At 71.8% G+C, this 23146-nt stretch carries 22 protein-coding genes; 10 read left to right on the top strand and 12 right to left on the bottom strand.

What is annotated here, in order from left to right:
* Nucleotides 1-72: 72 nt before the first annotated feature.
* A complete protein-coding gene (locus IOD14_RS35320; protein ID WP_123988848.1) occupies nt 73-621 on the bottom strand; it encodes a YciI family protein in 549 nt (182 codons plus the stop codon).
* 179 nt (nt 622-800) lie between these two features.
* Between IOD14_RS35320 and IOD14_RS35315 the strand changes: the two genes are divergently transcribed.
* On the top strand, nt 801-1988 hold the full coding sequence (locus IOD14_RS35315; RefSeq protein ID WP_212672447.1) for an MFS transporter: 1188 nt from the start codon (nt 801-803) through the stop codon (nt 1986-1988).
* A gap of 89 nt (nt 1989-2077) precedes the next feature.
* Here IOD14_RS35315 and IOD14_RS35310 read toward each other — a convergent pair whose 3' ends face one another.
* Nucleotides 2078-3106 (bottom strand): alpha/beta hydrolase, encoded by a 1029-nt coding sequence (locus tag IOD14_RS35310; RefSeq protein WP_123988846.1) that lies wholly within the window; start codon nt 3104-3106, stop codon nt 2078-2080.
* Nucleotides 3107-3241: 135 nt separating this feature from the next.
* Here IOD14_RS35310 and IOD14_RS35305 point away from each other — a divergent pair, with 135 nt between their 5' ends.
* Nucleotides 3242-3754, top strand: coding sequence for a GNAT family N-acetyltransferase (locus tag IOD14_RS35305; RefSeq protein WP_212672446.1), 513 nt, complete (start codon nt 3242-3244; stop codon nt 3752-3754).
* A gap of 44 nt (nt 3755-3798) precedes the next feature.
* Here the strand turns inward: IOD14_RS35305 and IOD14_RS35300 are convergent, their stop codons facing one another.
* Nucleotides 3799-4713 (bottom strand): 2-dehydropantoate 2-reductase, encoded by a 915-nt coding sequence (locus IOD14_RS35300; RefSeq protein ID WP_212672445.1) that lies wholly within the window; start codon nt 4711-4713, stop codon nt 3799-3801.
* A 117-nt stretch (nt 4714-4830) separates the two neighbouring features.
* On the opposite strand from IOD14_RS35300, the gene IOD14_RS35295 reads away from it, so the two are divergent.
* Nucleotides 4831-5061: a DUF2277 domain-containing protein gene (locus IOD14_RS35295; protein WP_057615221.1), complete on the top strand. Its 231-nt coding sequence runs from the start codon at nt 4831-4833 to the stop codon at nt 5059-5061.
* Nucleotides 5062-5175: 114 nt separating this feature from the next.
* Here the strand turns inward: IOD14_RS35295 and IOD14_RS35290 are convergent, their stop codons facing one another.
* The 4 genes from IOD14_RS35290 to IOD14_RS35275 form a co-directional block, all read right to left on the bottom strand.
* A complete protein-coding gene (locus tag IOD14_RS35290) occupies nt 5176-5784 on the bottom strand; it encodes a VTT domain-containing protein (RefSeq protein WP_123988843.1) in 609 nt (202 codons plus the stop codon).
* 202 nt (nt 5785-5986) lie between these two features.
* A complete protein-coding gene (locus tag IOD14_RS35285) occupies nt 5987-6436 on the bottom strand; it encodes a DoxX family protein (protein ID WP_123988842.1) in 450 nt (149 codons plus the stop codon).
* A 253-nt stretch (nt 6437-6689) separates the two neighbouring features.
* A complete protein-coding gene (locus tag IOD14_RS35280) occupies nt 6690-8360 on the bottom strand; it encodes an alkaline phosphatase D family protein (protein WP_212672444.1) in 1671 nt (556 codons plus the stop codon).
* 73 nt (nt 8361-8433) lie between these two features.
* Nucleotides 8434-9078, bottom strand: coding sequence for an HNH endonuclease family protein (locus tag IOD14_RS35275; protein ID WP_123988840.1), 645 nt, complete (start codon nt 9076-9078; stop codon nt 8434-8436).
* Between the two features lie 345 nt (nt 9079-9423).
* Between IOD14_RS35275 and IOD14_RS35270 the strand changes: the two genes are divergently transcribed.
* Nucleotides 9424-10005: a TMEM165/GDT1 family protein gene (locus tag IOD14_RS35270; RefSeq protein ID WP_123988839.1), complete on the top strand. Its 582-nt coding sequence runs from the start codon at nt 9424-9426 to the stop codon at nt 10003-10005.
* A gap of 191 nt (nt 10006-10196) precedes the next feature.
* Nucleotides 10197-10865, top strand: coding sequence for an HAD-IA family hydrolase (locus IOD14_RS35265; protein WP_123988838.1), 669 nt, complete (start codon nt 10197-10199; stop codon nt 10863-10865).
* Between the two features lie 507 nt (nt 10866-11372).
* Here the strand turns inward: IOD14_RS35265 and IOD14_RS35260 are convergent.
* Entirely contained in the window at nt 11373-12323 is a 951-nt protein-coding gene (locus tag IOD14_RS35260; protein ID WP_123988837.1) for a peptidoglycan-binding domain-containing protein, read from the bottom strand.
* A gap of 161 nt (nt 12324-12484) precedes the next feature.
* On the opposite strand from IOD14_RS35260, the gene IOD14_RS35255 reads away from it, so the two are divergent.
* Entirely contained in the window at nt 12485-14527 is a 2043-nt protein-coding gene (locus IOD14_RS35255) for an MDR family MFS transporter (protein ID WP_212672443.1), read from the top strand.
* 53 nt (nt 14528-14580) lie between these two features.
* Here IOD14_RS35255 and IOD14_RS35250 read toward each other — a convergent pair whose 3' ends face one another.
* The gene (locus IOD14_RS35250; protein WP_212672442.1) at nt 14581-15069 is read right to left on the bottom strand and encodes a GNAT family N-acetyltransferase; all 489 of its coding nucleotides are present in this window, start codon (nt 15067-15069) and stop codon (nt 14581-14583) included.
* A 67-nt stretch (nt 15070-15136) separates the two neighbouring features.
* On the opposite strand from IOD14_RS35250, the gene IOD14_RS35245 reads away from it, so the two are divergent.
* From IOD14_RS35245 to IOD14_RS35235, 3 genes are all read left to right on the top strand, one after another.
* Complete coding sequence (locus tag IOD14_RS35245; RefSeq protein ID WP_212672441.1) at nt 15137-15832, top strand: hypothetical protein; 696 nt, start codon at nt 15137-15139, stop codon at nt 15830-15832.
* Between the two features lie 5 nt (nt 15833-15837).
* Complete coding sequence (locus IOD14_RS35240; RefSeq protein WP_212672440.1) at nt 15838-16596, top strand: hypothetical protein; 759 nt, start codon at nt 15838-15840, stop codon at nt 16594-16596.
* Between the two features lie 157 nt (nt 16597-16753).
* Nucleotides 16754-17146 carry a hypothetical protein gene (locus tag IOD14_RS35235; RefSeq protein WP_123988832.1) on the top strand — a complete coding sequence of 131 codons (393 nt, stop codon included), beginning with the start codon at nt 16754-16756 and terminating at the stop codon, nt 17144-17146.
* 10 nt (nt 17147-17156) lie between these two features.
* Here the strand turns inward: IOD14_RS35235 and IOD14_RS35230 are convergent, their stop codons facing one another.
* Both IOD14_RS35230 and proP read right to left on the bottom strand, forming a co-directional pair.
* Nucleotides 17157-17828 carry an O-methyltransferase gene (locus IOD14_RS35230; protein WP_123988831.1) on the bottom strand — a complete coding sequence of 224 codons (672 nt, stop codon included), beginning with the start codon at nt 17826-17828 and terminating at the stop codon, nt 17157-17159.
* An 86-nt stretch (nt 17829-17914) separates the two neighbouring features.
* Nucleotides 17915-19294 carry a glycine betaine/L-proline transporter ProP gene (gene proP, locus IOD14_RS35225; RefSeq protein WP_249126143.1) on the bottom strand — a complete coding sequence of 460 codons (1380 nt, stop codon included), beginning with the start codon at nt 19292-19294 and terminating at the stop codon, nt 17915-17917.
* Between the two features lie 309 nt (nt 19295-19603).
* Here proP and IOD14_RS35220 point away from each other — a divergent pair, with 309 nt between their 5' ends.
* The gene (locus tag IOD14_RS35220; protein ID WP_123988830.1) at nt 19604-21607 is read left to right on the top strand and encodes a bifunctional glycosyltransferase 87/phosphatase PAP2 family protein; all 2004 of its coding nucleotides are present in this window, start codon (nt 19604-19606) and stop codon (nt 21605-21607) included.
* 139 nt (nt 21608-21746) lie between these two features.
* On the opposite strand, the gene IOD14_RS35215 is transcribed toward IOD14_RS35220, so the two are convergent.
* A complete protein-coding gene (locus IOD14_RS35215) occupies nt 21747-22985 on the bottom strand; it encodes a cytochrome P450 (RefSeq protein WP_212672439.1) in 1239 nt (412 codons plus the stop codon).
* Nucleotides 22986-23146 lie beyond the last annotated feature (161 nt).

The raw sequence follows: 23146 nt of genomic DNA, 5'->3' as shown, positions 1-23146 counted from the left end.
GGACGCTCCTTGCTCGTACGGCTGGTCCCGGGGCGGTTGCCCCGAGAACCGGTTGCCCCGAGAACCGGGTTGTCAGCGTCGTCCGCCGAACTCCCACTCGTGGACCTCCACAGCCGCGTACCGGTCCGCCGTCAGCACGGCCCGAGCCCGGGCCGGGTCCGGGGCGCGGACCAGGGCCGCCGTGCCCAGCCAGGTGGTGCCGTCGTCGGACAGGAGGGGGCCGTAGGCGATCAGGTCGTCCTTCTGCGACGGTACGGCCAGGTCGGCGGCCTCTCCCGTGCCGAGACCGAGCACCAGGTACCGGTCGCCACCGGTGCGGCCGCCGGGGAAGTCCCACATGGTGCGGCCCAGCAGGTTGCGCCAGCGGCGCAGCAGTACGTCCCGGAACGCGCCGGCCTGGTAGCACGGCTCGTCGAACGCGAAAGCGCGGGCAGCCGCGGCATCGGGCAGGTCGACGATGTGCACGCTCCCGGTGGGCGTCTCGCCGTCGGCCGCGAACGTCGGTCCACGGGCGATCAGTTCGGCCGCGTACCCGTCCATGTAGGACCAGTGCGCTTCCGTCAGCTCCTCACGCAGGGGCAGGGAACCGGGCCGGTCACGGTGATAACAGAAGAACTCCATGACCACGAAGCCTCGTCCACGGGCGAGGACATCTCAACCGCATTGGCCCGGCGGTGTGTTCGTCCAAGCGGCGTCGCTGGTTTGTCCATGGACCGCGCCTTGGTCGGGGCGCGAGGGTCGGTTCATGAGGGTGGATCTTGGGGATTGTCGTGCATAGCCCGGCGGGAGAGCGGCGGCGGATGGCGGGCGGGTTGTTCGCGCTGGCCGTCGGCGGGTTCGGCATCGGGCTGACCGAGTTCCTGATCGCGGGGCTGCTGCCGCAGGTGGCGTCGAGTTTCGAGGTGTCCGAGGCGGCCGCGGGCCGGCTGATCTCCGGATACGCGCTGAGCGTCGCGGTCGGCGCGATCGCCCTGACCGCGGCTACCGCGCGGCTGCCCCGCAAGCACGTCCTGGTCGGCCTGCTGGTCCTGTTCGTCCTCGGCAACCTGCTGTCCGCGATCGCCCCGAACTACCCGGTGATGCTGCTCGGGCGGATCGTCGCGGCACTGTGCCACGGCTCGTTCTTCGGCATCGGCTCCCTCGTCGCGAGCTCCCTGGTCGCGCCGGAGCGCAAGTCCCGCGCGGTGGCCGTCATGTTCGCCGGGCTGACGGTCGCGAACGTGCTCGGTGTGCCGTTCGGCGCGCTGGTCGGGGAGCGCTGGGGCTGGCGGGCCGCCTTCTGGGCGGTCACCGCGGTCGGCCTGCTCGCGCTCGCGGGCGTCGTCGTGCTCGTGCCGGGCCGCGCCGGACGGACAGCGCCCACGGCACCCGCCGGTCTGCGCGCCCAGCTCGGCGCGCTCCGGTCCGGGCAGGTCTGGCTGACCCTGGCCGCCACCGCGCTCGGCTACGGCGGGATGTTCGGCGCGTTCAGCTATGTCGCCTACACGCTCACCGAGGTCGGCGGCTTCTCCTCGGCGGACGTCGCCTGGCTGCTCATGGTGTACGGCGTCGGCCTGGTCGTCGGCAACCTGCTCGGCGGGCGGGCCGCCGACCACGACCGTGACCGTGCGCTGGTCCTCGCCCTGACCGGCCTCACGCTCACCCTGACGGTGTTCGGGCTGCTCGCCACCAGCCCCACGGCGTCGGTGGTGCTGATGTTCCTGATGGGGGTGTTCGGGTTCGCCGGTGTGCCCGGCCTGATCACCCGCGTCACCGACCACGCGCAGGGCGCGCCTCTCGCCGCCGGCGCCAACGTGTCCGCCTCCAACATCGGCAACGCACTGGGCGCCTGGGCCGGCGGCCTCGCCATCACGGCGGGCCTCGGCTACACCGCACCGCTGTACGCCGGCGCGCTCATGGTGCTCACCGCCGTCGCCGTGATGGCCGTCGCCGCGCGTCGGGTGAGCTCGTCGGGGAGGCAGCGCCGGGCCGCGGTGGTTCGGCGATGACTTTTCCGGGTGCGTCCGGTCTGCGCCGGCGCGCCCGTCCGCCTCGAGCGCCGTGACGGCGGTGACCGCGCGGCCGTGGTGAACGTGCGCTACCGCCCGCTCAGCACCGACCCCAGCCAGTCGGTCAGGTGACGGCCGACCTCCTCGGGGCGTTCCTGCTGGATCCAGTGGCCGCACCCGTCGAGCAGATGGGCGGCGTGCAGGCCCGGGAGCGTGGTGGGGAAGGCGTCGATCGCGTCGGACAGCCAGGTGGTGGACGCGTCCAGGGTGCCGCCCAGGAACAGGGAGGGCTGGCGGATCGGCGCGCCCGCGTGGGCGGCCAGGTCCTTCCAGTCGCGGTCCATCGCACGGTAGCGGTTCAGGGCACCGGTCATCCCCGTGCGCTCGAACTCCCCGGCGTAGACGTCGAGATCGTCCTCGGTGAGCCAGGCCGGGAGGCGGTCGACGGGGAAGCGGTCGCGCAGCTTCCCGCCGGGTGCGACGAAGTGGGGGTCGGGGGCCGCGAAATGTCCCTCGGCGGCGACGAGGTCCCCGTCGGCGGTCCCGAGGTCCCCGTCGGCCGTGGGCATCGTGTCGGCGGAGAGCGCGGCGTAGAAGCCGGCCAGCCAGCCCCGTACGTCCGGCTCGATCTCCCGTTCGGCCCGGCCGGGCTCCTGGAAGTAGGAGACGTAGAACTCCTCCTCCCCGCCGATCCCCGCGAAGACCTCGCTGGGGCGGGGGCCGCCGGGCGGGGTGTACGGCACGCTCAGCAGGGCGACCGCGTGGAAGACATCGGGCCTGAGCAGCGCCGAGTGCGCGGCGATCGTCGCGCCCCAGTCGTGCCCGACGACCACCGCGGAACGCTCGCCGAGCGCCTCCACCACGGCCGCGTTGTCCTCCACCAGTTCGGTCATCCGGTATGCCGCCACCGCCTCCGGCTTCGAGGAGCGGCCGTATCCGCGCACGTCCACGGCGACCGCGCGGTATCCGGCCGCGGCCAGCACCGGAAGCTGATGGCGCCACGAGTACCAGGACTCCGGGAAGCCGTGCAGCAGCAGGACGAGGGGTCCGGTGCCCTGTTCCACGAGGTGGATCCGGCCGGCGGGACCGGGGACCAGGCGGTGGGTGAGGTGCGGCATGTGTCCTCCGTACGTAAGGATCACGGGTTACGACGATCCTGCGGGGTGACGGCGGCGCGGCGCGAGATCTGTTGCCGGTTCGGCAAATCCGCAGGCCGGGGGCCGTTGTCGGACCCGGCGCCTACGGTGGCTCGCATGGATACGGAGCAGGTGCGGCTGGTGCCCTGGGCGGAGGGCGACTTCTGGCTGCTGCAGCGGACCAACAGTCCGGAGATGACCGCCCACTTGGGCGGGCCCGAGAGCGAGGACAAGCTCGTCGCGCGGCATCGGCGGTACGTCGAGCCGGCCTCGGGGCGGATGTACCGCGTCACGCTCGCGGACGGCGGGGAGACCGTCGGCTCGGTGGGGTTCTGGGAGCGTGAGTGGCGGGACTCCCTGGTCTGGGAGACCGGCTGGGGGATCCTGCCGGAGTTCCAGGGTCGGGGACTGGCCGCGCAGGCGGCCCGCGCCGTCGTGGGGGAGGCACGGGCCGCCGAGGAGCACCGGTGTCTGCACGCGTTCCCGAGCGTGGAGCACGCCGCGTCGAACGGAGTCTGCCGGCGGGCGGGCTTCACCCTGCTCGGACAGGCCGGGTTCGAGTACCCGAAGGGGCACTGGATCACGTCGAACGACTGGCGGTTCGACCTCACCGGCGGGGACGCGGGCTGAGAGCGCGTGTGCGGGCGTGCGGCGGTGACGGTCCGGGTGGGCCGTCAGCCGTCGGTGTCCGTCAGCTCCCGGACCACCCTGGCCGCGACGGGCACCTTCACCCCGTGCCGGTCCGCCGCGCGCAGCAAGGCCCCGCCGATCGCGTCCAGTTCGAGGGGCCGGCCGGCCTCCGCGTCGCGTTGCATCGAGGACTTCGTGCCGGGGGGGAAGGCGTCGTAGCGGGCCAGGGCCTGGGCGGGGTCGGCCGGACCGCCACAGGCCGCGCTGACCGCGGCGGTCTCCTCCACCAGGGCGGTCAGCTCCTCGCGGTGCCGGGTGCGCACCTCGCCGAGGGGGAGGCCGTGGAGCGTGGTGAGGAGGGCGAAGGGGGCCAGGAAGGACATCTTCGCCCACAGGGCGGCCGTCTCGTCGTCCAGGACGCGGGTCCCGGGGCCGGCCGCGGCCAGGGCGGAGGCCAGGGCGTCCAGGCGCTCGCGGGGGACGCCGTCGCCGGTCAGATCGAGTTCGGCGAAGGGGCTGCCGTGCTCGATGACGCCCGGCGCGATCCTCGTCGACTCGACGCGGATCACCGCGGGCGCGACCCGGTCCGGGCGGTAGCGGGCGCGCAGGATGGCCGGATGTTCGACGCCGTTCAGGAGCGGGACGACCAGTCCGTCGCCCAGGGCGGCGGACGGCACGCGGTCGAGGGCGGAGTGCAGGGAGGTGTGCTTGACGGCGATCAGGCAGGCGTCCACCGGTTCGCGCAGTTCGGTGTCGGCCTCGACGGGGGTCGTGAAGTCGCCGAAGGTGCCGCTGCGGACCTGGAGGCCGGACGCGCGCAGGGTGGCCGCGGTGCCGTCGCCGGCCAGGCAGATCACCCGGTGTCCGGCGCGGGCCAGCAGTGCGGCGAGGAGGCCGCCGGTGCCGCCCGGGCCCAGGACGGCCACGGTGGGTTTCCGGTGCGCGGAGTCGTGCGCCATGTCGGGTTGTTCCTCTCGTCGGTCGGCCCCGCGATCGGTGGCCGCCTCGGCGAGGATCATGGCATTCGGAACGGGCGGGCGGAAGCGCCGATCCGCCCGGGGAGGGAGACTGTCGGTATGTGCCGCAGTATCAAGACGCTTCGTCCGCCTGTGTTGCCCGAGGAGGCGACGGAGGAGGAGATCCGGGCCGCCGCGCTCCAGTACGTGCGCAAGGTGTCGGGCTTCCGCGCCCCCGCCGCCCACAACCAGGAGGTCTTCGAACGGGCCGTGGAGGTGATCGCGGAGGCGACCGCGGAGTTGCTGGCCGGCCTTGAGGTCAGGGGAGCGGCTCGGCGCGAGGCGGGGTGATCCGAAACCGGCGCCGGGCGCGGGCCGGGTGCGCCGGCCGGCTTCCGCGGGCCGGGAGCCGCCACCCCGGCGTCCACCGGACCGCCCGCCGCGTACGTCCGGGTGCCGTCGCCGTCAGCGAGCCTCGGCCCCCGGACGCGGCCGCATCACGTACGCCGCTCCCGCGCCCGCCCCGAACAGCGCCGCCACCGACACCCCGGTCGCCAGCCAGGTCGCCCCCAGCCAGTGCGCGCCGAAGTAGCCGAGGGCCACGCTGTACGCGGCCCAGGACAGGCCCGCGAGGGCGGACCAGGGCAGGAAGTCGCGGGCTCGGCGGTGGGCGGTACCGGCCAGGAGGGAGACCACCGAACGGCCGGCGGGGGCGAAGCGGGCCAGGACCACCAGGGCCCCGCCGCCCGCGGAGAGCGCGTCGCCGAGACGTTCCTGCGCCGTGGTCAGGCGACGGGAGCGGGCGATCGCGCGGTCCAGGCGCTCACCGCCCCGGAAGGCGAGGCGGTACGCCGCCAGGTCGCCGAGGACGGAGGCGGTCGTCGCGCACAGGATCAGGGCCATCACGTCCGGGACCTTGCCGGTCGCCGCACTGCCCGCGGCCGCGGCCGTGGCGGCCGTGATGACCAGCACCCCGCTGGGCAGCAGCGGCACGAACACATCGAGGAGCACCGACAGCGCGACCATGGCGTAGATCCATGGACTGCCGGTCAGTGACCCCAGACTCTCCAACACCGCGACTCCCCGTGATTCCCCCGTAGACAGCCATACAGCGTACGCCTGGGCAGTGACAGGAGATTCACGGGGGGCGCATGAGATGGGCGCGACATGTTCACCCGGCTGCCGCGTCGCGGGCGCAGGGATGCGGTCCCGCGCCGCCCGAACGCGCCGGTGCCCTCCCCCACGGACGTGAGGGAGGGCACCGTACACGATCACCTCAGACGGCCACGGGCTCCGCGGCAGGCTCGCGTTCCGTCGCCGAGCGCTTCGCCAGCAGCCGGTCCAGGCCGAACGCGCCGGACCCGGTGAAGACCAGCAGCAGGAAGGCCCAGCTGAACATCGCGGCGGCCTCGCCGCCGTTCTCCATGGGCCACAGGGCCATGGGCTGGTGGACCTTGAAGTACGCGTACGCCATGGATCCCGCGGCGATGAACGCGGCGACGCGCGTGCCCAGGCCGAGCAGCACGAGACCGCCGCCGACGAGCTGGATCACGGCCGCGTACCAGCCGGGCCAGGTGCCCGTCTCGATCGTGCCGCCGTCGGTGCCGGAGGCACCGCCGAGGACGCCGAAGAGGGAGGCTGCGCCGTGACAGAGGAAGAGCAGGCCGACGACTATGCGGTACAGGCCGAGGGCATATGGCTGGGCGCTGTTCAGGCGTCCGGTCATGTGGGGGACTCCTTCGGTCGGGTCGGTCCCACAGGGGGGTCGCCCCAGGGGGATGGAACCGCGTGAGTCATCCACGGTAGGTGGGCCTGATCAACGCTTGCTAGTTCAACATTTGGCCATTGGTTTGCCCCCTCTGCCCCTTCCGTTTCACCCGCAGTCGCACGTTGGAAGGCCGCACCCCGCCGCCCCGGCGACCGAAAGTGTGTCCGAATGTGCATGAACTACCGTGCGTTGAGCCGCTCTTGACGGTCCATCAGCTGGTGAGACGGGACTTCTCGCGGCCGCTCTCGCCCGTGAGTTGGGAGTCCGAGACGGTCTCGAGCCTCGTTTGCCCCTCTCCGGACTCCCGCACCTGGTCCAGCCGCAGCCGCGCCGAACGCCCGCTCAGCGTCAGCGTCATGAGCTGGTTGCCGAACCAGGGACCGCCCGTGTGCCGCCAGGACACCGGCGGCCGCTCGCACCGGCCGTGCCGCGCCAGCCGCCGCCCGAGCGCCCGCGCCGTCGCACTCCAGCCGAAGCGGAAGCCGAACCGCATGTAGCCGGGGACGGAGTTGTGGACGGGTGAGCAGGTGAGCTGCAGGACCCGCGCATCGGGCCCGCCGCTGTACCACTTCGGCTCGGCCACGTACGCGTGGTGCACGTCTCCCGACAGCACCAGCACCGTCGCCGGCGCCTCGGGGCCCGAGCCGACCTCGGCGATCAGGTCGGCCAGTGCCGCGAAGGACTCCGGGAACGCCGCCCAGTGCTCCAGGTCCGCCTTGCGCCGCAGGTTCTCCCCGAACCGGGCCCAGCGCGCCCCGCGCTCCCCCCGGCACAGCGCCGCGTCCCACGCCTCGGCCTCGTGCACCAGGTGCGGCAGCAGCCAGGGCAGCGAGGTGCCGATCAGGAGGTGGTCGTAGGAGGCGCGCTCCATCAGGACCTGTTCGCGCAGCCACTCGGCCTCGCCGGGGTGGAGCATCGAGCGGTTGTCCTCGTCGAGGACGCGGGCCGCGCGGGAGTCCACCATCAGCAGCCGCACCCGCCCGAAGTCGCGCCGGTAGCTCCACCGCGCGGAGGCCGCGTCGGCGTCGGCCCGGCAGGCGAAGGCACGCAACTCGTCGGTGCCGTCGGGGGACTGCCGTACGGCGGCGTAGAGCGGGTCGGCGGCCAGTTCGGCCGGGGGGAGGTTGCCCAGGTGCTGGTAGACCCAGTACGACATCAGCCCGCTCAGCAGCCGCTCCCGCCACCACGAGACGGCGCGCATGTCCTCGAGCCAGGACGCGGAGGTGTTCCAGTCGTCGATCACGTCGTGGTCGTCGAAGATCATGCAACTGGGCACGGTGGACAGCAGCCAGCGCACCTCGGGATCGAGCCAGGACTCGTAGTAGAGGTGCGTGTACTCCTCGTAGTCCGCCACCTGGTCGCCCGGCGGGTCGCTCAGGTCGCGGCGTGCGGACAGCCAGTTCTGGGTGGCCCGGGAGGTCTCGTCGGCGTAGACCTGGTCGCCCAGCAGCAGGAGCACGTCCGGCCGTTCGCCCTCCGGCTCGGCGGCGATCCGGGCCGCGAGGGTGTCCAGGGCGTCGGGGCCGACGGGGTCCTTGTCGCCCTTCGGCGGCGCGGCCCAGCGGCAGGAGCCGAAGGCGACGCGGACGGTGTCGCCCTCGGCGGGCGTGCGGATGACCGACGGGGGGAACGGCGAGTCGGGCGGCGGCCACACGCGTGTGCCGTCCAGATGGACCTCGTACGACCGTGTCGTGCCCGGGGCGAGACCGTCGACCGGGACGAGGGCGTAGTGGTGGCCCGCGATCTGGAAGGTGGGGGTCTCACCGCCGGTGCCGTCCGAGCAGCGCACCTCGGCGGTGCAGGGACGGCTCGTCTCGACCCATACGGTCGCCGACGAGCCGTCGACGTACCTGAGCAGTGGTCCCACCCGCAGATCCGCCACGTGATCCTCCTCCGTCGCCCCGTACGGTACGGAACGACGGAGGTCCACGGGGAGATTCCGGGGCTCGGATTCGTCAGCAGTTGGCCAGGTAGCTCGTCAGCGCGCTCTTCTCCGCGGAGTCGACGGAGAGGTCGTAGTAGTACTTCACCTGGACCCAGGCGCGCACGTAGGTGCAGCGGTACGAGGTGAGGGACGGCATCCAGGTGGCCGGGTCCTGGTCGCCCTTGGACTGGTTCACGTTGTCGGTGACCGCGAGGAGCTGCGGGCGGGTGACGTCGTTGGCGAAGGACTGGCGCCGGGCCGTGGTCCAGGCGCTCGCGCCGGAGTCCCAGGCCTCGGCGAGCGGGACCAGGTGGTCGATGTCGACGTCGGAGGCGGCGGTCCAGGTGGCGCCGTCGTAGGGGGAGTACCAGCTGCCGCTGGTGGCGGCGCAGGCGGAGTCGGTGACGACGTTCGAGCCGTCCCGCTTGAGGATGTACTCGCGGGTGTTGCAGGTGCCGCTGATGGTGATCCAGGTCGGGAACAGGTCCCGGCTGTAGCCGGTGCGGTTCTCGGTCGCCACGGTGAGCGAGGCGAGGTAGGTGCGGGCGGTGGCCGCGCTGACCGGGGTGGGGAGGGCGGCGGAGGCGGTCGGGCCGTTGAGAACCGCGACGGAGGCTATGAGCGCGGTGAGCGCGCCGAGTATGCTGAGCCGTCGACGCGCGTAGAACTTCGGCATGCGAACTCCCTTGGGGGGCGGGGGTGTTGGAGCGCGAGCGTTCGAATGTTCGCGACTCCGTGTTGCGGGGAGATGTGCGTACGGTGAGAAGTTAGTGACGCGTACATGACACGACAAGGTTTACGGCGAAACGATCACGTACGATGGACGGCGTTGAAGGGGAGTAGCTCTTCGCCGGACCGTCGACATACTGCTCAGCTCGTCTGAGCCGGCGCCCGGAGGCAGGTCTTCAGGGATCGGCCAGCGAGACCTTCGGCCAGTAGTGCACTGACTGTGTGCTGCCGTGCCGAGGCGTCGTTTCGCAGGAACACTCTCGGTGGGGCAGCCCCGACCGATTGAGGACTCTTGATCAGCTTCACCGTGACGGCCGTCGTCTTCGGCGTCGTCTTCCTCGCCGAGCTGCCCGACAAGACCGCGCTCGCCGGTCTCGTCCTCGGCACCCGCTACCGCGCCTCCTACGTCTTCGCCGGGGTCGCCGCCGCCTTCGCGCTGCATGTCGTGCTCGCCGTCGCGGCCGGCAGTGTGCTGACCCTGCTGCCGCAGCAGATCGTGCAGGCGCTGACCGGTGTGCTCTTCCTGGGCGGCGCGGCCGTCCTGCTGATGCGGAAGGACGACGGCGACGAGGAGATCCGCAAGCCCGAGGACCAGTCCTTCTGGAAGGTTGCCGGAGCCGGGTTCATGCTCATCCTGGTCGCCGAGTTCGGGGATCTGACCCAGATCATGACGGCCAACCTCGCGGCCCGCTACGACGACCCGCTCTCCGTCGGTCTCGGTGCGGTGCTCGCGCTGTGGGCGGTGGCCGGTCTCGGCATCGTCGGCGGAAAGGCCCTGATGAAGCGGGTCCCGCTGAAGCTGATCACCAAGGTCGCGGCGCTGCTGATGCTGGCGCTCGGGCTGTGGAGCCTGTGGGAGGCCGTGGCCGGGTGAGCTGAACGGCGAGTGAACGGTTCCTGGCGGTTCCCGGGGGTGGTGGCGGGAACCGGCCCAGTTTTGTACCGTAGAGAAACAAAGTGGCCTCCGCCCGTTTCCCCTGACCGGCGGGCGGGGCCGCCTTGTCCCTCCGGGGCGTGCGGGGGAGACACCTCCGAAGCCCCACGTCCCGCGTCTTGGAGCTGCCGATGACGGCCACCGCCGCCCCCACCGTGCTCACCGCCCGCGCCCTCCTGCTCGACATGGACGGCACCCTCGTCAACTCCGACGCCGTCGTGGAGCGCATCTGGCGCCGCTGGGCCGAGCGCCACGGGCTGGACGCCGACGAGGTCATGAAGGTCGTCCACGGCCGCCAGGGGCACGCGTCGATGGCGGTCCTGCTGCCCGACCGGCCCATGGAGCAGAACCTCGCCGACAACGCCCGCATGCTCGCGGACGAGACCGCGGACATGGACGGCGTGGTGGCGATACCCGGGGCGCCGGAGTTCCTGGCGTCCCTGCGGGGACTTCCGCACGCGCTGGTGACCTCGGCCGACGTGCCGCTGTCCACGGCGCGGATGGCCGCGGCGGGCCTGGAACTGCCCGAGGTCCGGATCACCGCCGAGTCCGTGGGCGCGAGCAAGCCCGACCCCGAGGGGTTCCTGAAGGGGGCCGCGGAACTCGGGGTCGCGCCCGCGGACTGCGTGGTCTTCGAGGACTCGGGGGCGGGGATCGCGGCGGGGAAGGCCGCCGGGATGCGCGTGGTGGGGATCGGCCCGCGAGCCGGGCTCCACGACCCGGACGTGACGGTCCGGGACCTGACCCAGGTGCGGGTCGAGCGTGTGGAGGACGGCACGATCCGGCTGCACGTGCAGTAGGGGCCTCTGGGGGAGAGACGGCTTCATGGCCGGTGAGGGCTCCTCGGGGGAGGTGGCTTCATGGCCGGTCGGTGCTCTTCGGGAGGGGCGGCTTCGTGGCGGTGGGAGCCCGCCGGGGGAGACGGCTTCATGGCTGGTGAGGGCCTCTTCGGGGAGGTGGCTTGGTGGCCGGTCGGAGCCCGTTGCTTCGTGGCCGGTGTGAGCCCGTCCGGGCCGGTCGGAGCCCGTCGGAGGAGACGGCTTCGTGGCCGGGGGAGCCCTTCGGTGGGGCCGGGTTCACCTGCCCCGTGCGAGAACGCGCCTAAGCTCCGCGTCCGGTGGAAGCCCTCGGCGGGGTCTGCCCCACCTGCCCCGTCCCCGGGCGCGCGCTTATGGCTCCGCGTCCGGTGGAAGCCCTCGGCGGGGTCTGCCCCACCCGTCCCGACCCCGAGCGCGCGCCTACGGCTCCGCGTAGGTTGGCAGCCCTCGGTGGAGCCAGGCCCACCTGTCCCGTCCCCGAGCGCGCCCCTACGGCTCCGTCGTTTCCGATTCCAGCCGCTCCCGGGTCACAAGGTCGTACACCCCGTACTGCGTCGGCTGGACCCCCCGCGCCCGCTGATACCGGTTCACCGCGTCCTCGACGCCCTCGTTGTAGTGGCCGCTCGCCTTCCTCGTGTACAGGTTGAGCTGGGTGAGCCGCAGTTCCAGCTCGACCACCTCCGGGCCCTCGGAGCCGCGCCGCAGTACCGGCGGAGCCGCCTCGCGGGCCGCGTCGGACCCGTTCGCCTTGTCCGACGCGGCGTCGGACGCCGTCGGGGTGACCGTCGGCCCGGGGGACAGTGACGGGCTCGGTGCGGCGCTGGACCTGGACGGGGACGGGGAGGCCGATGTCGACGGGCTCGCGCTCGCCGTCGGCGACGCGGGTCCGGCGGGTGGCCGTAAGGACACCTCCGCCGTGGACGGGGACGCCGAGGCCGTCGCCGCGGTGGTCGGGGCGTCCGGGACGGCCGGACGCACGTCCCGCGGTGCCGCCGCGTCCCGCGCGGGCGACTCGTACGTGAACAGGCCACTGGCCAAGCCGGCCGCGGCGACCACCGTCACCGCGGCTCCGGCCGTGGCGAGCAGGACGGTCCGGCGCCGGGTCCGGCGCGGCCTGTCCTCGGCGGTCCGGGCGGGGACGGACGGGGCCCCGGTCGCCTCGAACCGGCTCAGGTCGGTGGGATCCGGCCGGGGCGGCACGGCACGCAGCGGCATGGTGACCTCCGGTGCGGGCACCCGCGGCACCGGTGCGGTCTCGTCGTCCAGCTCCACGTACGGCCGTATGCGCAACGGATCGAAGTCCTCCGCCGCGGCGGCCTCCGCCGTACGCGCGTCCCGCAGCGCGTCCGACGCGCGCTGGGTGCACCCGCAGGACGGGGTGTTGTCGGTCCCTCTCGGTGCCCCGCACTCCGGGCACAGATGGCCGTTCGACTCCGCCATGTGTTCGTCCCTCCCCTCACAAACTCCAGAGATTATGCAGACCCCGTCCACAGCGGGCTTTCGGAAGCCCCCGGAATATCGGCTTCCAACAGGACTCAACAGGCCATAAGCGATCAAACCGATCACGATGGAGCTGTAACGGAGAGGCTCGGGAGGTCTTCATGGCCGCGGATGCGCACGGTATGACGGAGGGTGTGCGAGACGCGCGAGAGCACCACGTGTCCGGCAACGTCCTCGTCTCGATCGGGGCCCTGCTCCTCGGCATGCTGCTCGCCGCGCTGGACCAGACCATCGTGTCCACCGCGCTGCCCACCATCGTCAGCGAACTGGGCGGCATGGAGCACCTGTCGTGGGTGGTGACCGCGTATCTGCTGGCGTCCACGGCCGCCACGCCGCTGTGGGGCAAGCTCGGGGACCAGTACGGGCGCAAGCGGCTCTTCCAGACCGCGATCGTGATCTTCCTGATCGGCTCCGCACTGTGCGGCATGGCCCAGGACATGACCCAGCTGATCGCCTTCCGGGCTCTGCAGGGCCTGGGCGGCGGTGGGCTCATGGTGCTGTCGATGGCCATCGTCGGCGACCTCGTCCCGCCGCGCGAACGAGGGCGCTACCAGGGGCTGTTCGGGGCGGTGTTCGGGGCGACGAGTGTGCTCGGGCCCTTGCTGGGCGGGCTGTTCACCGAGCATCTGAGCTGGCGGTGGGTGTTCTACGTCAACCTTCCGGTCGGAGTGGTCGCGCTCGCCGTGATCGCCGTCGTGCTGCGGATTCCGCGCAGGTCGGCGAAGCACGTCATCGACTACCTGGGGACCTTCCTCATCGCCGCCGTCGCCACCTGCCTGGTGCTGGTGGCCTCGCTGGGCGGCAACACCTGGGCGTGGGCGTCGCCCCAGATCGTCGGGCTCGCGGTGCTGGGGGCGCTGCTCGCGGTCGCCTTCGTGGCGGTCGAACGGCGGGCCGCCGAGCCCGTGCTGCCGTTGAAGCTGTTCCGGGTGCGGACCTTCACGCTGTCCGCCGTCATCAGCTTCATCGTCGGGTTCGCGATGTTCGGGGCCATGACCTACCTGCCCACCTTCCTCCAGGTGGTGCAGGGCGTCTCGCCGACCATGTCCGGTGTGCACATGCTGCCCATGGTGTTCGGGCTGCTGCTGTCCTCGACCGTGTCCGGGCAGATCGTCAGCCGTACCGGGCGCTGGAAGGTGTTCCCGGTGGCCGGGACCGCGGTCACCACGCTGGGGCTGCTGCTTCTGCACCGGCTCGACGAGTCCAGTTCCACCTGGGTGATGAGCGCGTACTTCTGTGTGTTCGGGCTGGGGCTCGGACTGGTCATGCAGGTCCTGGTGCTGATCGTGCAGAACGCCGTGTCCTACGAGGACCTCGGCGTCGCCACGTCCGGTGCGACCTTCTTCCGGTCCATCGGGGCGTCCTTCGGCGTGGCCATCTTCGGCACGGTCTTCGCGAACCGGCTCGGGGACAAACTGGCCGAGGCCCTGCGAGGGGCCCAACTGCCGCCCGGAGTCTCGGTGTCGGGGCTCGAGGCGGACTCCCGCGGGCTCGCGGAGCTGCCGGGCTCCCTGCGGCCCGAGGCGCTGCACGCGTACGCCTCCTCGATCACCGACGTCTTCCTCTACGCCGCGCCCGTCGCGTTCGTCGGGTTCGTGCTCGCCTGGTTCCTCAAGGAGGACCGGCTGCGCGGGTCGGTCACGGCGCCCGACGTCACCGAGACACTGGCCAGCAACCCCGTGGAGCGGTCGTCGTACGACGAGGTGTGCCGGGCGCTGTCGGTGCTCGGGACCCGCGAGGGGCGGCGTGAGATCTACCGGGAGATCACCGAGCGGGCCGGGTACGACCTGCTGCCCGCCTCCAGCTGGCTGGTGCTGCGGGTGCGGAAGTACGGCTGGGCGGAGCCGGCGGTGCTCGCCGAGCGCACGTCCGTGCCGCTGAGCGTGATCATCGAGGCGGCGCGGCAGGTGGAGGAGCGCGGGCTGGCGACCAGGGAGGGGCTGGATCTGCTGCTCACCGACTCGGGACGGGAGGTCGCGGAGCGGCTCGCGGCGGCTCGGGAGGCGTCGCTGGGGGAGCTGCTGGGGGACTGGTGGGGGCCTGATCGGCCCACCGATCTGGCGCAGCTGGTGAAGGACCTGAACGACGAGCTGTGCGGGTCGGACCGGGAGCAGCCGCACGAGGGCGGTACGGCTCGGCTGTGACGTGACGGCGGGCGACCTGGGGGCGTCCGTACGCGGCTCGCGGGCCGTCCTGGCTACAGCGTCTTGCCCAGGGTGTGGTCCGCGTAGATGTCGTCGCTGTACGGCTCCGCGTCCGTGTAGCCGAGCCTTCTGTACAGGGCCACGGCCTCGGTGAGGTCCTTGCGGGTCTCCAGGAGCAGGCAGGTGGCGCCCAGGGCCCGGGCCGCGGACTCCGCCGCTTCGACGAGGAGCACCGCGCCGCCCTTGCCGCGCATCTCCTTGTGCAGGTAGACCCTGGTGAGCTCGGCGCTCCCGTCGTGGCGCAGGCGCACGCCCGCCGTGCCGGCCGGTTCGCCCGCGTATCGGGCCACCAGCAACTGGCCTGTCGGAGGGGTCAGTTCGCTGCCCGTGTGGCCGGCCACCTCCCTCTCCAGCTCGACCGGGTCCGTCCTGCGGTTCTCGTGGAGGAGGTAGTAGCGGTCGCTGACCTCCGTGTAGTAGGCGCGCCAGAGTGCCGCTGCCGTGGGGGAGTCGGGGGGCTCCGGGGTGACGGTCCAGGTCATGGCCTGATTGTCGCCTACACATATGCGGAGGTGGTTTGAATTAATTGTTGACGGCAACCCGGCTGGCATGTCAACAGGCCTGATCATCGCTCTGATCGTGATCGTGGCGGCCGTCCTCGTCGTGGCGGCCGTACTGACCCTGCGTAGCCGGGGTCCGCAGCACGGCCGGGGCCTGAAGCGTCGCTTCGGGCCCGAGTACGACCGTGTCGTGGCCCGGCACGACGGGGACGAGAAGGCTGCCGAACGCGAACTCACCGAACGCGTGGAGCGGCATGGATCCCTGCGCGAGCAGCCGCTCGAAGCGGCGGAGCGCCAGCGGTACGAAGACCGCTGGACGGCCGCCCAGGAACGCTTCGTCGACTCGCCCCGAGAGGCCGTCGCCGAGGCGGACCGGCTGCTCGCCGAGCTCGCCGAGGCCCGGGGCTTCCCCGGCGGCGGGCAGTACGAGGAACAGTTCAACGCGCTGTCGGTGCATCACGCGCACCACGTCCACGGCTACCGGCGGGTGCACGTGGTGGCCGGTGCGGGCGCGAACACCCGGCAGGACGGCGACGGCCGGACCGACACCGAGGACATGCGCGCCGCCATGGTCGAGGCGCGGGCCCTCTTCGAGGACCTCGTCGGCCCGCCGAGCAGCCGCGAGGAGTCCCGGACACCCACCGACGAGTCCCACCTGAGTGCGGGCCGGCCCCGTGACGGTCGCACCGACAGCCGGGGCCACCAGCCGTGGGCAACCAACAGGCGTCACGCGAAGGGAAGTTGAGCGACATGACGGATGCCACGAGCAGGCCGGGCGCCGACGGGGCACGGGGTGCGGGAAAGATCGGCAGGGGCACGGGCAACGACCCCGCGGGTTCGCACAGCCCCCTGGTGACGCCCACCGAGACCGAGGCGCCGGACCTCGACCGTGCGGCGGGTACGCCTCGCGGTGAGCGGCGGGACCCCGAGACCGGCGGTGAGGGCGGCTTCGCCGGAGACCCGGACCCGGCGGTCGGCGGCGACAAGGGCTCCGGTCTCGGTGCCGCACGTCGTGACGAGGGCTCCGGTCTCGGTGCCGCACGTCGTGACGAAAGCTCCGGTCTCGGTGCCGCCGGGCGTGACAAGACCTCCGGTCTCGGTGCCGCAGAGCGTGACAAGACCTCCGGTCTCGGCCGTGAGAACGGGCGGGGGGGCGACGCCGGTTCCGATGGCGTGGGAGGTGTCGGACCCGGCGTGGGCGGATCCCACGGGCGTGAGGCGCGGCTGCTGCCGCACGAGGAGTCCGACAAGCTCAGCATGCGGCTCCAGCACGCCGTGGCCGGGTTCGTGGACGAGCCCCGCTCCGCCGTCGAGGAGGCCGACCATGTGCTGGAGGAGGTCGCCGCCCGCTTCGCCGACGCCGTCAAGCAGCGTCGGCACACCCTGCGCAACTCCTGGCAGGGTGGCGACGGCGGCCAGGACAAGGCCGTTGCCGCCGGTGACACCGAGCAACTCCGGCTGGCACTGCGGGACTACCGCGAACTGACGGAGCGGTTGCTGCACAGCTGACGCCTCGTTCACGCGTACGACCGGCCTGTCGCCCGGACTCGGGCGGCAGGCCGGTCTTGCGTGCCTTGCGCCGGACACCGCCGTGCCGGGCGATTTATCATGCGGCGGCGGCAGGTCAACGGGGTTGCCGCGCAAGGAACCTTCAGGAGGAGCGCACGTGCTCGAACTCACCATGGCCGTCGTCACCGCGGCGGAGGAGGGTGCCACGGCCGGGATGCAGATGGCCGACGCGCCCAGTGACCCGGGCACCGTGCTGCGGGTGGGCCGGGACAAGTCCGTGTGCCGGCTCGCGACCCCCGACGACTGGCTGTTCGTCTCCCGGGTGCATCTGGAGTTCCTGTGCGGGCCCGAGGGCGTCTGGCAGGTGACCTGGCTCCAGGGCTCGCAGCCCGATCCCTCGTCCGAGGTGCAGCTCGTGGCCGGCGCCTACGCGCAGCCGCTGGTGTACGGCGGCTCCGTGACCCTGCCCCGGGGCGGCAACGGAGAGATCGTCATCCGCGACCGCACCGCCCCGCGCAGCGTCAACGTCGGCTTCTACCACGAGATCTGAGCGCCGCGGGTCAGGACAGCACCCGCGCCAGCGCGAAACCGTCGTAACCCTTGCTGCCCACCGTCTGGATGGCCGTGGCGCTCAGCCTCGGGTGCCGGCCGATCAGTTCGAGCGCGGTGCGGGTGCCCCGGACGTCGGGGGCGGGGTTGTCGGGGTCGGCCACCCGGCCGCCCCGTACGACGTTGTCCACCACGATCAGGCTGCCCGCGGCGGTGAGCTTGAGCGCCCACTCCACGTAGTGCGGGTTGTTGGCCTTGTCGGCGTCGATGAAGACGAGGTCGAAGGGGGGCGGGTTCTCGTCGGCCAGCCGGGGGAGGGACTCCAGGGCGGGGCCGACACGTACCTCGACGACCTTGTCGAGGCCCGCGCGGGCGAGGTTGCGGGTCGCGACCTCGGCGTTCTTCGGGCTGTACTCCAGTGAGACCAGGCGGCCGTCGGCGGGCAGGGCGCGGGCCATCCAGATCGTGCTGTAGCCGCCGAGCGTGCCGAGTTCCAGGATCGTGCGGGCGCCCTGGATCTGGGCCAGGAGCTGGAGGAGCTTGCCCTGCGGCGCCGTGACGGCGATGGCCGGGAGACCGGCGGCCTCGCTGTCGCGCAAGGCCGCCCGGAGTGCTTCGTCCTCCGGGGCGAGGTGGGCGGTGAAGTAGTCGTCGACGTCGTCCCAGAACTGCGACTCGCTCATACACCTATGCCTTTCATAAGCCTAGTTAGGTCAGCTAACTAGTTGCGCTAATGAATATAGGTGTGCTCCCGACTCCTGTCAGGGAATTACCGCTGAGGCGGTGAGCCGGGCAGCGGCCGGCCCGCGGACTCCGTCATGAACCACACCGCCACACCGCCGACGACGGCCGCGGCCATCATGTAGTAGGCGGGCATCATCATGTTCCCGGTCGCGCCGATCAGCGCGGTCACCGCCAGCGGGGTCGTGCCGCCGAAGAGGGACACCGAGACGTTGAAGCCGACCGAGAGGGAGCCGTAGCGCACCCGGGTCGGGAACAGCGCCGGCAGTGCGGACGGCATCGCCGCCGTGAAGCAGACCAGGAGCAGGCCCAGCGCGCCCATGCCGAGCGCGATCGCGAGCAGGCTGCCCTGGCGGATCAGCAGCAGGGCCGGTACCGACAGGAGCAGGAATCCCGCGCAGCCCGCGGCGATCACCGGGCGGCGGCCGACGCGGTCGCTCAGCGCGCCGGCGAAGGGCTGGACGACCATCATCAGTGCCATCACGGCGAGGACGACCAGCAGGCCGTGCGTCTCGTCGTACTTGAGCTCGCTGGTCAGATAGCTCGGCATGTACGACAGCAGCATGTAGTCGGTGACGTTGAAGACCAGGACCAGGCCCACGCAGAGCAGCAGGGCCCGCCACTGACCGGTGATCATCTCGCGCAGCGGGACCTTCGGGCGGCTCGACTCGGCCTTCTCCGCCTCGGCCGCGAACGCCGGGGTCTCTTCCAGGCGCAGCCGCAGATAGAGGCCGATGGCGCCCATCGGGCCCGCGATCAGGAACGGGATCCGCCAGCCCCAGGACACCAGGTCCTCGGTGGACAGCAGGGCCGTCATCAGGGTGACCAGGCCCGCGCCGGCGATGTAACCGGCCAACGTGCCGAACTCCAACCAGCTGCCGAGGAAGCCGCGCTTCTTGTCGGGGGAGTACTCGGCGATGAAGGTGGACGCGCCCGCGTACTCGCCGCCGGTCGAGAAGCCCTGGACCAGACGGGCGGCCAGGAGCAGCAGCGGGGCGCCGACGCCGATCGTGGCGTACGACGGGATCAGGCCGATGGCGAAGGTGCCGGCCGCCATCATGATCATGGTCACGGCGAGGACCTTCTGGCGGCCCACGCGGTCGCCCAGCGGGCCGAAGACCAGACCGCCCAGCGGGCGGACCAAGAAGGCCGCGGCGAAGGCGCCGAAGGTGGACAGGAGCTGGACGGTCGCACTGCCGGACGGGAAGAAGACCTTGCCCAGGGTGACCGCGATGTAGCTGTAGACACCGAAGTCGAACCACTCCATGGCGTTGCCCAGCGCGGCTGCCTTCACGGCACGCTTCACCAGGGCCGGGTCGACGGTGACGGCGTCGGCGGTGTCGGGACCGCGAGAGGCGCGGACGGGACGGGCGGGGGCGGGGGAGGAGGGGGCGGGGGCACTCGGCAAAACTTCGCTCGCCTGCCTTTCGACGGGGACAAGGGCAAAAAACGACCATAGGGGGACTTGCCGGGTTCACGTGCGGCACAAGTCCGGTCGCGGAACGTACATAAACGTGCTGTATGCAGGTACCCCGTGCCTGGTCACGGACGCGTCTTCCCGCCACGCATGTGATCCATCTCGCGCCTGCGCACGCGACGGCACCCGGGGCGGACTATCGTCATTCGGACAAAAGGTGGGCGCACGTCAGGTGAATGGGGGGTTGCCTGCGTCCCCCCTCACGGAACCGTGGACGAGCGGGACGGGAGGCCACGAGGCGTGGCGAACGCGGACAGTGGGACCACCGAGATCCAGGCGCGACTGCGCGCGGCCAGGCTCGCGCTGTGGCTGGTGGCGGCCGTCCTCGCCGCGAGACAGGTCGCCGTCGTCCTCAGCACCCCCAGAGGCGAGCGGCTGACGGACCTGGAGACCTGGGTCGGCCCGGACGGCGTCCTGCATGTGAAGGGTTCCCTGTACGACTCGACGCAGTTCACCGGTACCCCGTTCGGGGGACTTGTCCTGAAGCCCCTCACCCGTGCCGCCGAACAGGCCCTCGGCTGGGGCTGGACCTTCGGCACCCTGCTCCTGGTCGTCGCCCTCGGCCTCGTCGTCGCCCGCGCCCTGCCCCGGCCGGTCGGCCGCCGCACCTCTCTGTTCGCCGCGCCCGTCGCGATCAGCCTCCTCATGCTGTCGCTGCCCGTGCGTAACACGCTCTACCTCGGGCAGACCAGCATCATCCCGGTCCTGCTGGTCCTCGTCGCCTGCTTCGCCGTACGGGAGGAGCGGGTCGGCGGCCTGCTCGTCGGTCTCGCCGCCGCCCTCCAGCCCACGGTCCTGCTCTTCGCGCCCCTGCTCTGGTTCACCGGCCGCCGCCGGGCCGCCCTGACCGCGGGCGCGACCTTCGCCGGGAGCACCGCGCTCGCCTGGGCCGCGCTGCCGCACGACTCGTACACCTACTGGGTGCACCACATCGCCGGCACCGGCCTGGGCGGCGCCGCCGACGACCTCGCCAACCAGTCCCTGCACGGCCTGCTGCTGCGCCTGGGCATGACGGGGCCGCCGGAGATCTCCCTCTTCCTGGCCCTCGGGGCGGCCGTCGCCGCGCTGGGCGTGCGCCGGGCCGTGCGCTACGCGCGCGACGGCCAGCTGCTGCTCGCCGTCGCGATCACCGGGTGCGCGGCGATCGCCGTGTCGCCGACCACCTGGCAGCACCAGCTGCTGTGGGTGCTGCTCGCGGTCGTCGGGCGGGTCGGCAAGCGGGCCTCCGACCGGTATGTGTGGCCGGTCGCCGTCGTCGTGGTGATGACCCTGCCGGCAGGCATGCTGCTGCCGCACATCGCGGCGCTGTACCCGCTGCGCGACAACATGGTGCTGCTGGCCGCGCTCGCCGCCGCCACGGTGATTCCCTTCCTGCCGCGGACCTCGCCGTACTACCGGACGCCGATCCCCACGCGGTACGCCGCTCCGGTGCCGACGAGGTTCCGGCGCGTGCCGTTGCTGCCGTTCCTGCGGCGGGTGCTGACCCGGCCGAACCTGCTCCTCGAACTGCTGCTGATTCGTGTCACCTACGCCGCCTACCAGCAGGTCAGACTCGCGGCGACCGGGGGCAGCAACTCGGCGGGGCGGGCCACCGCGGAGAAGCACGGTCAGCAGATCCTCGATCTGGAGCGTCTGCTGCACATCGACATCGAGCACTGGGCCAACCACGCGGTGGTCAAGGTCGACTGGCTGCGGAACTTCTTCGACTTCTACTACGAGTCCTTCCACTTCGTGGTGCCGCTCAGCGTGCTGGCCGTCCTGTACTGGCGGCGACCGGTGGACTACCGGTGGGCCCGGGCCTCGCTGGGGTTCGCCACCCTGCTGGCCCTCGTCGGGTTCTGGCTCTACCCCCTCGCCCCGCCGCGCCTGATGCCGGCCCTCGGGATCATCGACACCGTGCACGGCGTGCAGGACTTCTCCAAGCCGGACTACGGCACGCTGACCGCGCTGACCAACCAGTACGCGGCGATGCCCTCGCTGCACTTCGGATGGTCGCTGTGGTGCGGGGTCGTCATCGCGATCGTCGCGCCCAGGTGGTGGATGAAGGCGCTCGGACTGCTGCATCCCTTCTTCACCGTGTCGGCGATCGTGGCCACCGGCAATCACTGGGTGCTGGACGCGGTGGGCGGGGCGGCGGTCGTCGCCGGCGGCTTCGGGCTGTCGTATCTGTTCCAGGGGCCCCGGGCCCGGACGGTGGCCGCGGCGGCGGAGGCCGAGGAGGAACGCGAGCTGGCGAAGCGGTAGGCGCCTGCGGCGCATGCCGTACGACGGGACGCGCAGCCCCGGGCGCCCGGGCACGGCGCCCGACCGACCCCGGGCGTACGGACGGCCGGGGCGGGCCGGCGGCTCGGGAAGGCCGTCGGCCCGCGAGGCCCGGGGCGGGTCAGCCGAGGGTGACCTGGAGTTCCTTGACGCCGTTGATCCAGGCCGAGCGCAGTCGGCGCGGGTCGCCGGCCGCGCGGAGGTTCGGCATGGCGTCGGCGATCGCGTTGAAGATCAGGTCGATCTCCAGGACCGCCAGGGACTTGCCGAGGCAGTAGTGCGGGCCTCCGCCGCCGAAGCCGAGGTGCGGGTTGGGGTCGCGGGTGATGTCGAAGACGTCCGGATCCGTGAAGACGTCCGGGTCGTGGTTGGCGGCGGCGTAGAAGATGCCCACCCGGTCGCCCTTCTTGATCTGCTTGCCGCCGAGCTCGGTGTCCTGGGTGGCCGTGCGCTGGAAGGCGTTGACGGGGGTCGCCCAGCGGACGATCTCCTCGGCCGCCGTCGAGGGGCGCTCAGCCTTGTAGAGCTCCCACTGGTCGGGATGGGTGAGGAAGGCGTGCATGCCGTGCGTGATGGCGTTGCGGGTCGTCTCGTTGCCCGCGACCGCCAGCATCAGCACGAAGAAGCCGAACTCGTCGGAGTTCAGGTTGCCTTCGTCCTCGGCGGCCACGAGCGTGGTGACGATGTCCTTGGCCGGGCACTGCTTGCGGTCCGCCGCCATGTTCATCGCGTAGGCGATGACCTCCATGGCCGACTCCTGGCCGACCTGCTCGGTGATCGCGTACTCCGGATCGTCGTACGAGATCATCTTGTTGGACCAGTCGAAGATCTTCGCCCGGTCGTCCTGCGGGATGCCGATGAGCTCGGCGATGGCCTGGAGGGGCAGTTCGCAGGCGACCTGGGTGACGAAGTCGAAGGAGTCGCCGGGCAGGGTGCGGGCGGTCTCGACGATCGCGAGGGCGCGGTTGCGCAGGCGTTCCTCCAGGGCGCGGATGGCCCGGGGAGTGAAGACCCGTTGGACGATCCCGCGGACCCTGGTGTGCTCCGGCGGGTCCATGTTGAGCAGGATCAGGCGCTGGGCGTCGATCGCGTCGCGCTCGATGTGTTCGTTGAAGCGGATGATCGCCGTGTTGAGGGTCGACGAGAAGATCTCCGGGTGCGTGGAGACGTACTTGACGTCCGCGTGCCGGGTGACCGCCCAGTACCCCTCGTCCTGGAAGCCGGCGACGTTGCCCGGCTGGGGGATCCAGCGCACCGGTTCGGCCCGGCGCAGTTCGGCGAACTCCGGCAGCGGTACGCGGCTTTGCAGCAGGTCGGGGTCGGTGAAGTCGAACCCGTCGGGAAGCGCTGGACAGGTCATCGGCAACTCACTCCAGCTGTCTGGGAGCTTTCTGACGGTTCATCAGGAACAGAGCTGCCGTGAAGGTAGTAACGGGTTCTACAAGAGGCAAGGGGCACGGAGGCCCCAATTGCCTGCAAGACCCTTGCGGTGGCGGCCCGATCGTCAGCAAACTGCAGGCA

Source organism: Streptomyces sp. A2-16, from assembly GCF_018128905.1.
Classification (GTDB): domain Bacteria; phylum Actinomycetota; class Actinomycetes; order Streptomycetales; family Streptomycetaceae; genus Streptomyces.
The sequence above is the reverse complement of the archived record's forward strand: the minus strand, read 5'-3'. Positions and strand labels throughout refer to the sequence as shown.

Coding starts and splice junctions, on each gene's coding strand:
- IOD14_RS35320 (WP_123988848.1), bottom strand. CDS start 621: ATGGAGTTCTTCTGTTATCACCGTGACCGGCCCGGTTCCCTGCCCCTG.
- IOD14_RS35315 (WP_212672447.1), top strand. CDS start 801: ATGGCGGGCGGGTTGTTCGCGCTGGCCGTCGGCGGGTTCGGCATCGGG.
- IOD14_RS35310 (WP_123988846.1), bottom strand. CDS start 3,106: ATGCCGCACCTCACCCACCGCCTGGTCCCCGGTCCCGCCGGCCGGATC.
- IOD14_RS35305 (WP_212672446.1), top strand. CDS start 3,242: ATGGATACGGAGCAGGTGCGGCTGGTGCCCTGGGCGGAGGGCGACTTC.
- IOD14_RS35300 (WP_212672445.1), bottom strand. CDS start 4,713: ATGGCGCACGACTCCGCGCACCGGAAACCCACCGTGGCCGTCCTGGGC.
- IOD14_RS35295 (WP_057615221.1), top strand. CDS start 4,831: ATGTGCCGCAGTATCAAGACGCTTCGTCCGCCTGTGTTGCCCGAGGAG.
- IOD14_RS35285 (WP_123988842.1), bottom strand. CDS start 6,436: ATGACCGGACGCCTGAACAGCGCCCAGCCATATGCCCTCGGCCTGTAC.
- IOD14_RS35275 (WP_123988840.1), bottom strand. CDS start 9,078: ATGCCGAAGTTCTACGCGCGTCGACGGCTCAGCATACTCGGCGCGCTC.
- IOD14_RS35265 (WP_123988838.1), top strand. CDS start 10,197: ATGACGGCCACCGCCGCCCCCACCGTGCTCACCGCCCGCGCCCTCCTG.
- IOD14_RS35260 (WP_123988837.1), bottom strand. CDS start 12,323: ATGGCGGAGTCGAACGGCCATCTGTGCCCGGAGTGCGGGGCACCGAGA.
- IOD14_RS35255 (WP_212672443.1), top strand. CDS start 12,485: ATGGCCGCGGATGCGCACGGTATGACGGAGGGTGTGCGAGACGCGCGA.
- IOD14_RS35250 (WP_212672442.1), bottom strand. CDS start 15,069: ATGACCTGGACCGTCACCCCGGAGCCCCCCGACTCCCCCACGGCAGCG.
- IOD14_RS35245 (WP_212672441.1), top strand. CDS start 15,137: ATGTCAACAGGCCTGATCATCGCTCTGATCGTGATCGTGGCGGCCGTC.
- IOD14_RS35240 (WP_212672440.1), top strand. CDS start 15,838: ATGACGGATGCCACGAGCAGGCCGGGCGCCGACGGGGCACGGGGTGCG.
- IOD14_RS35230 (WP_123988831.1), bottom strand. CDS start 17,828: ATGAGCGAGTCGCAGTTCTGGGACGACGTCGACGACTACTTCACCGCC.
- IOD14_RS35215 (WP_212672439.1), bottom strand. CDS start 22,985: ATGACCTGTCCAGCGCTTCCCGACGGGTTCGACTTCACCGACCCCGAC.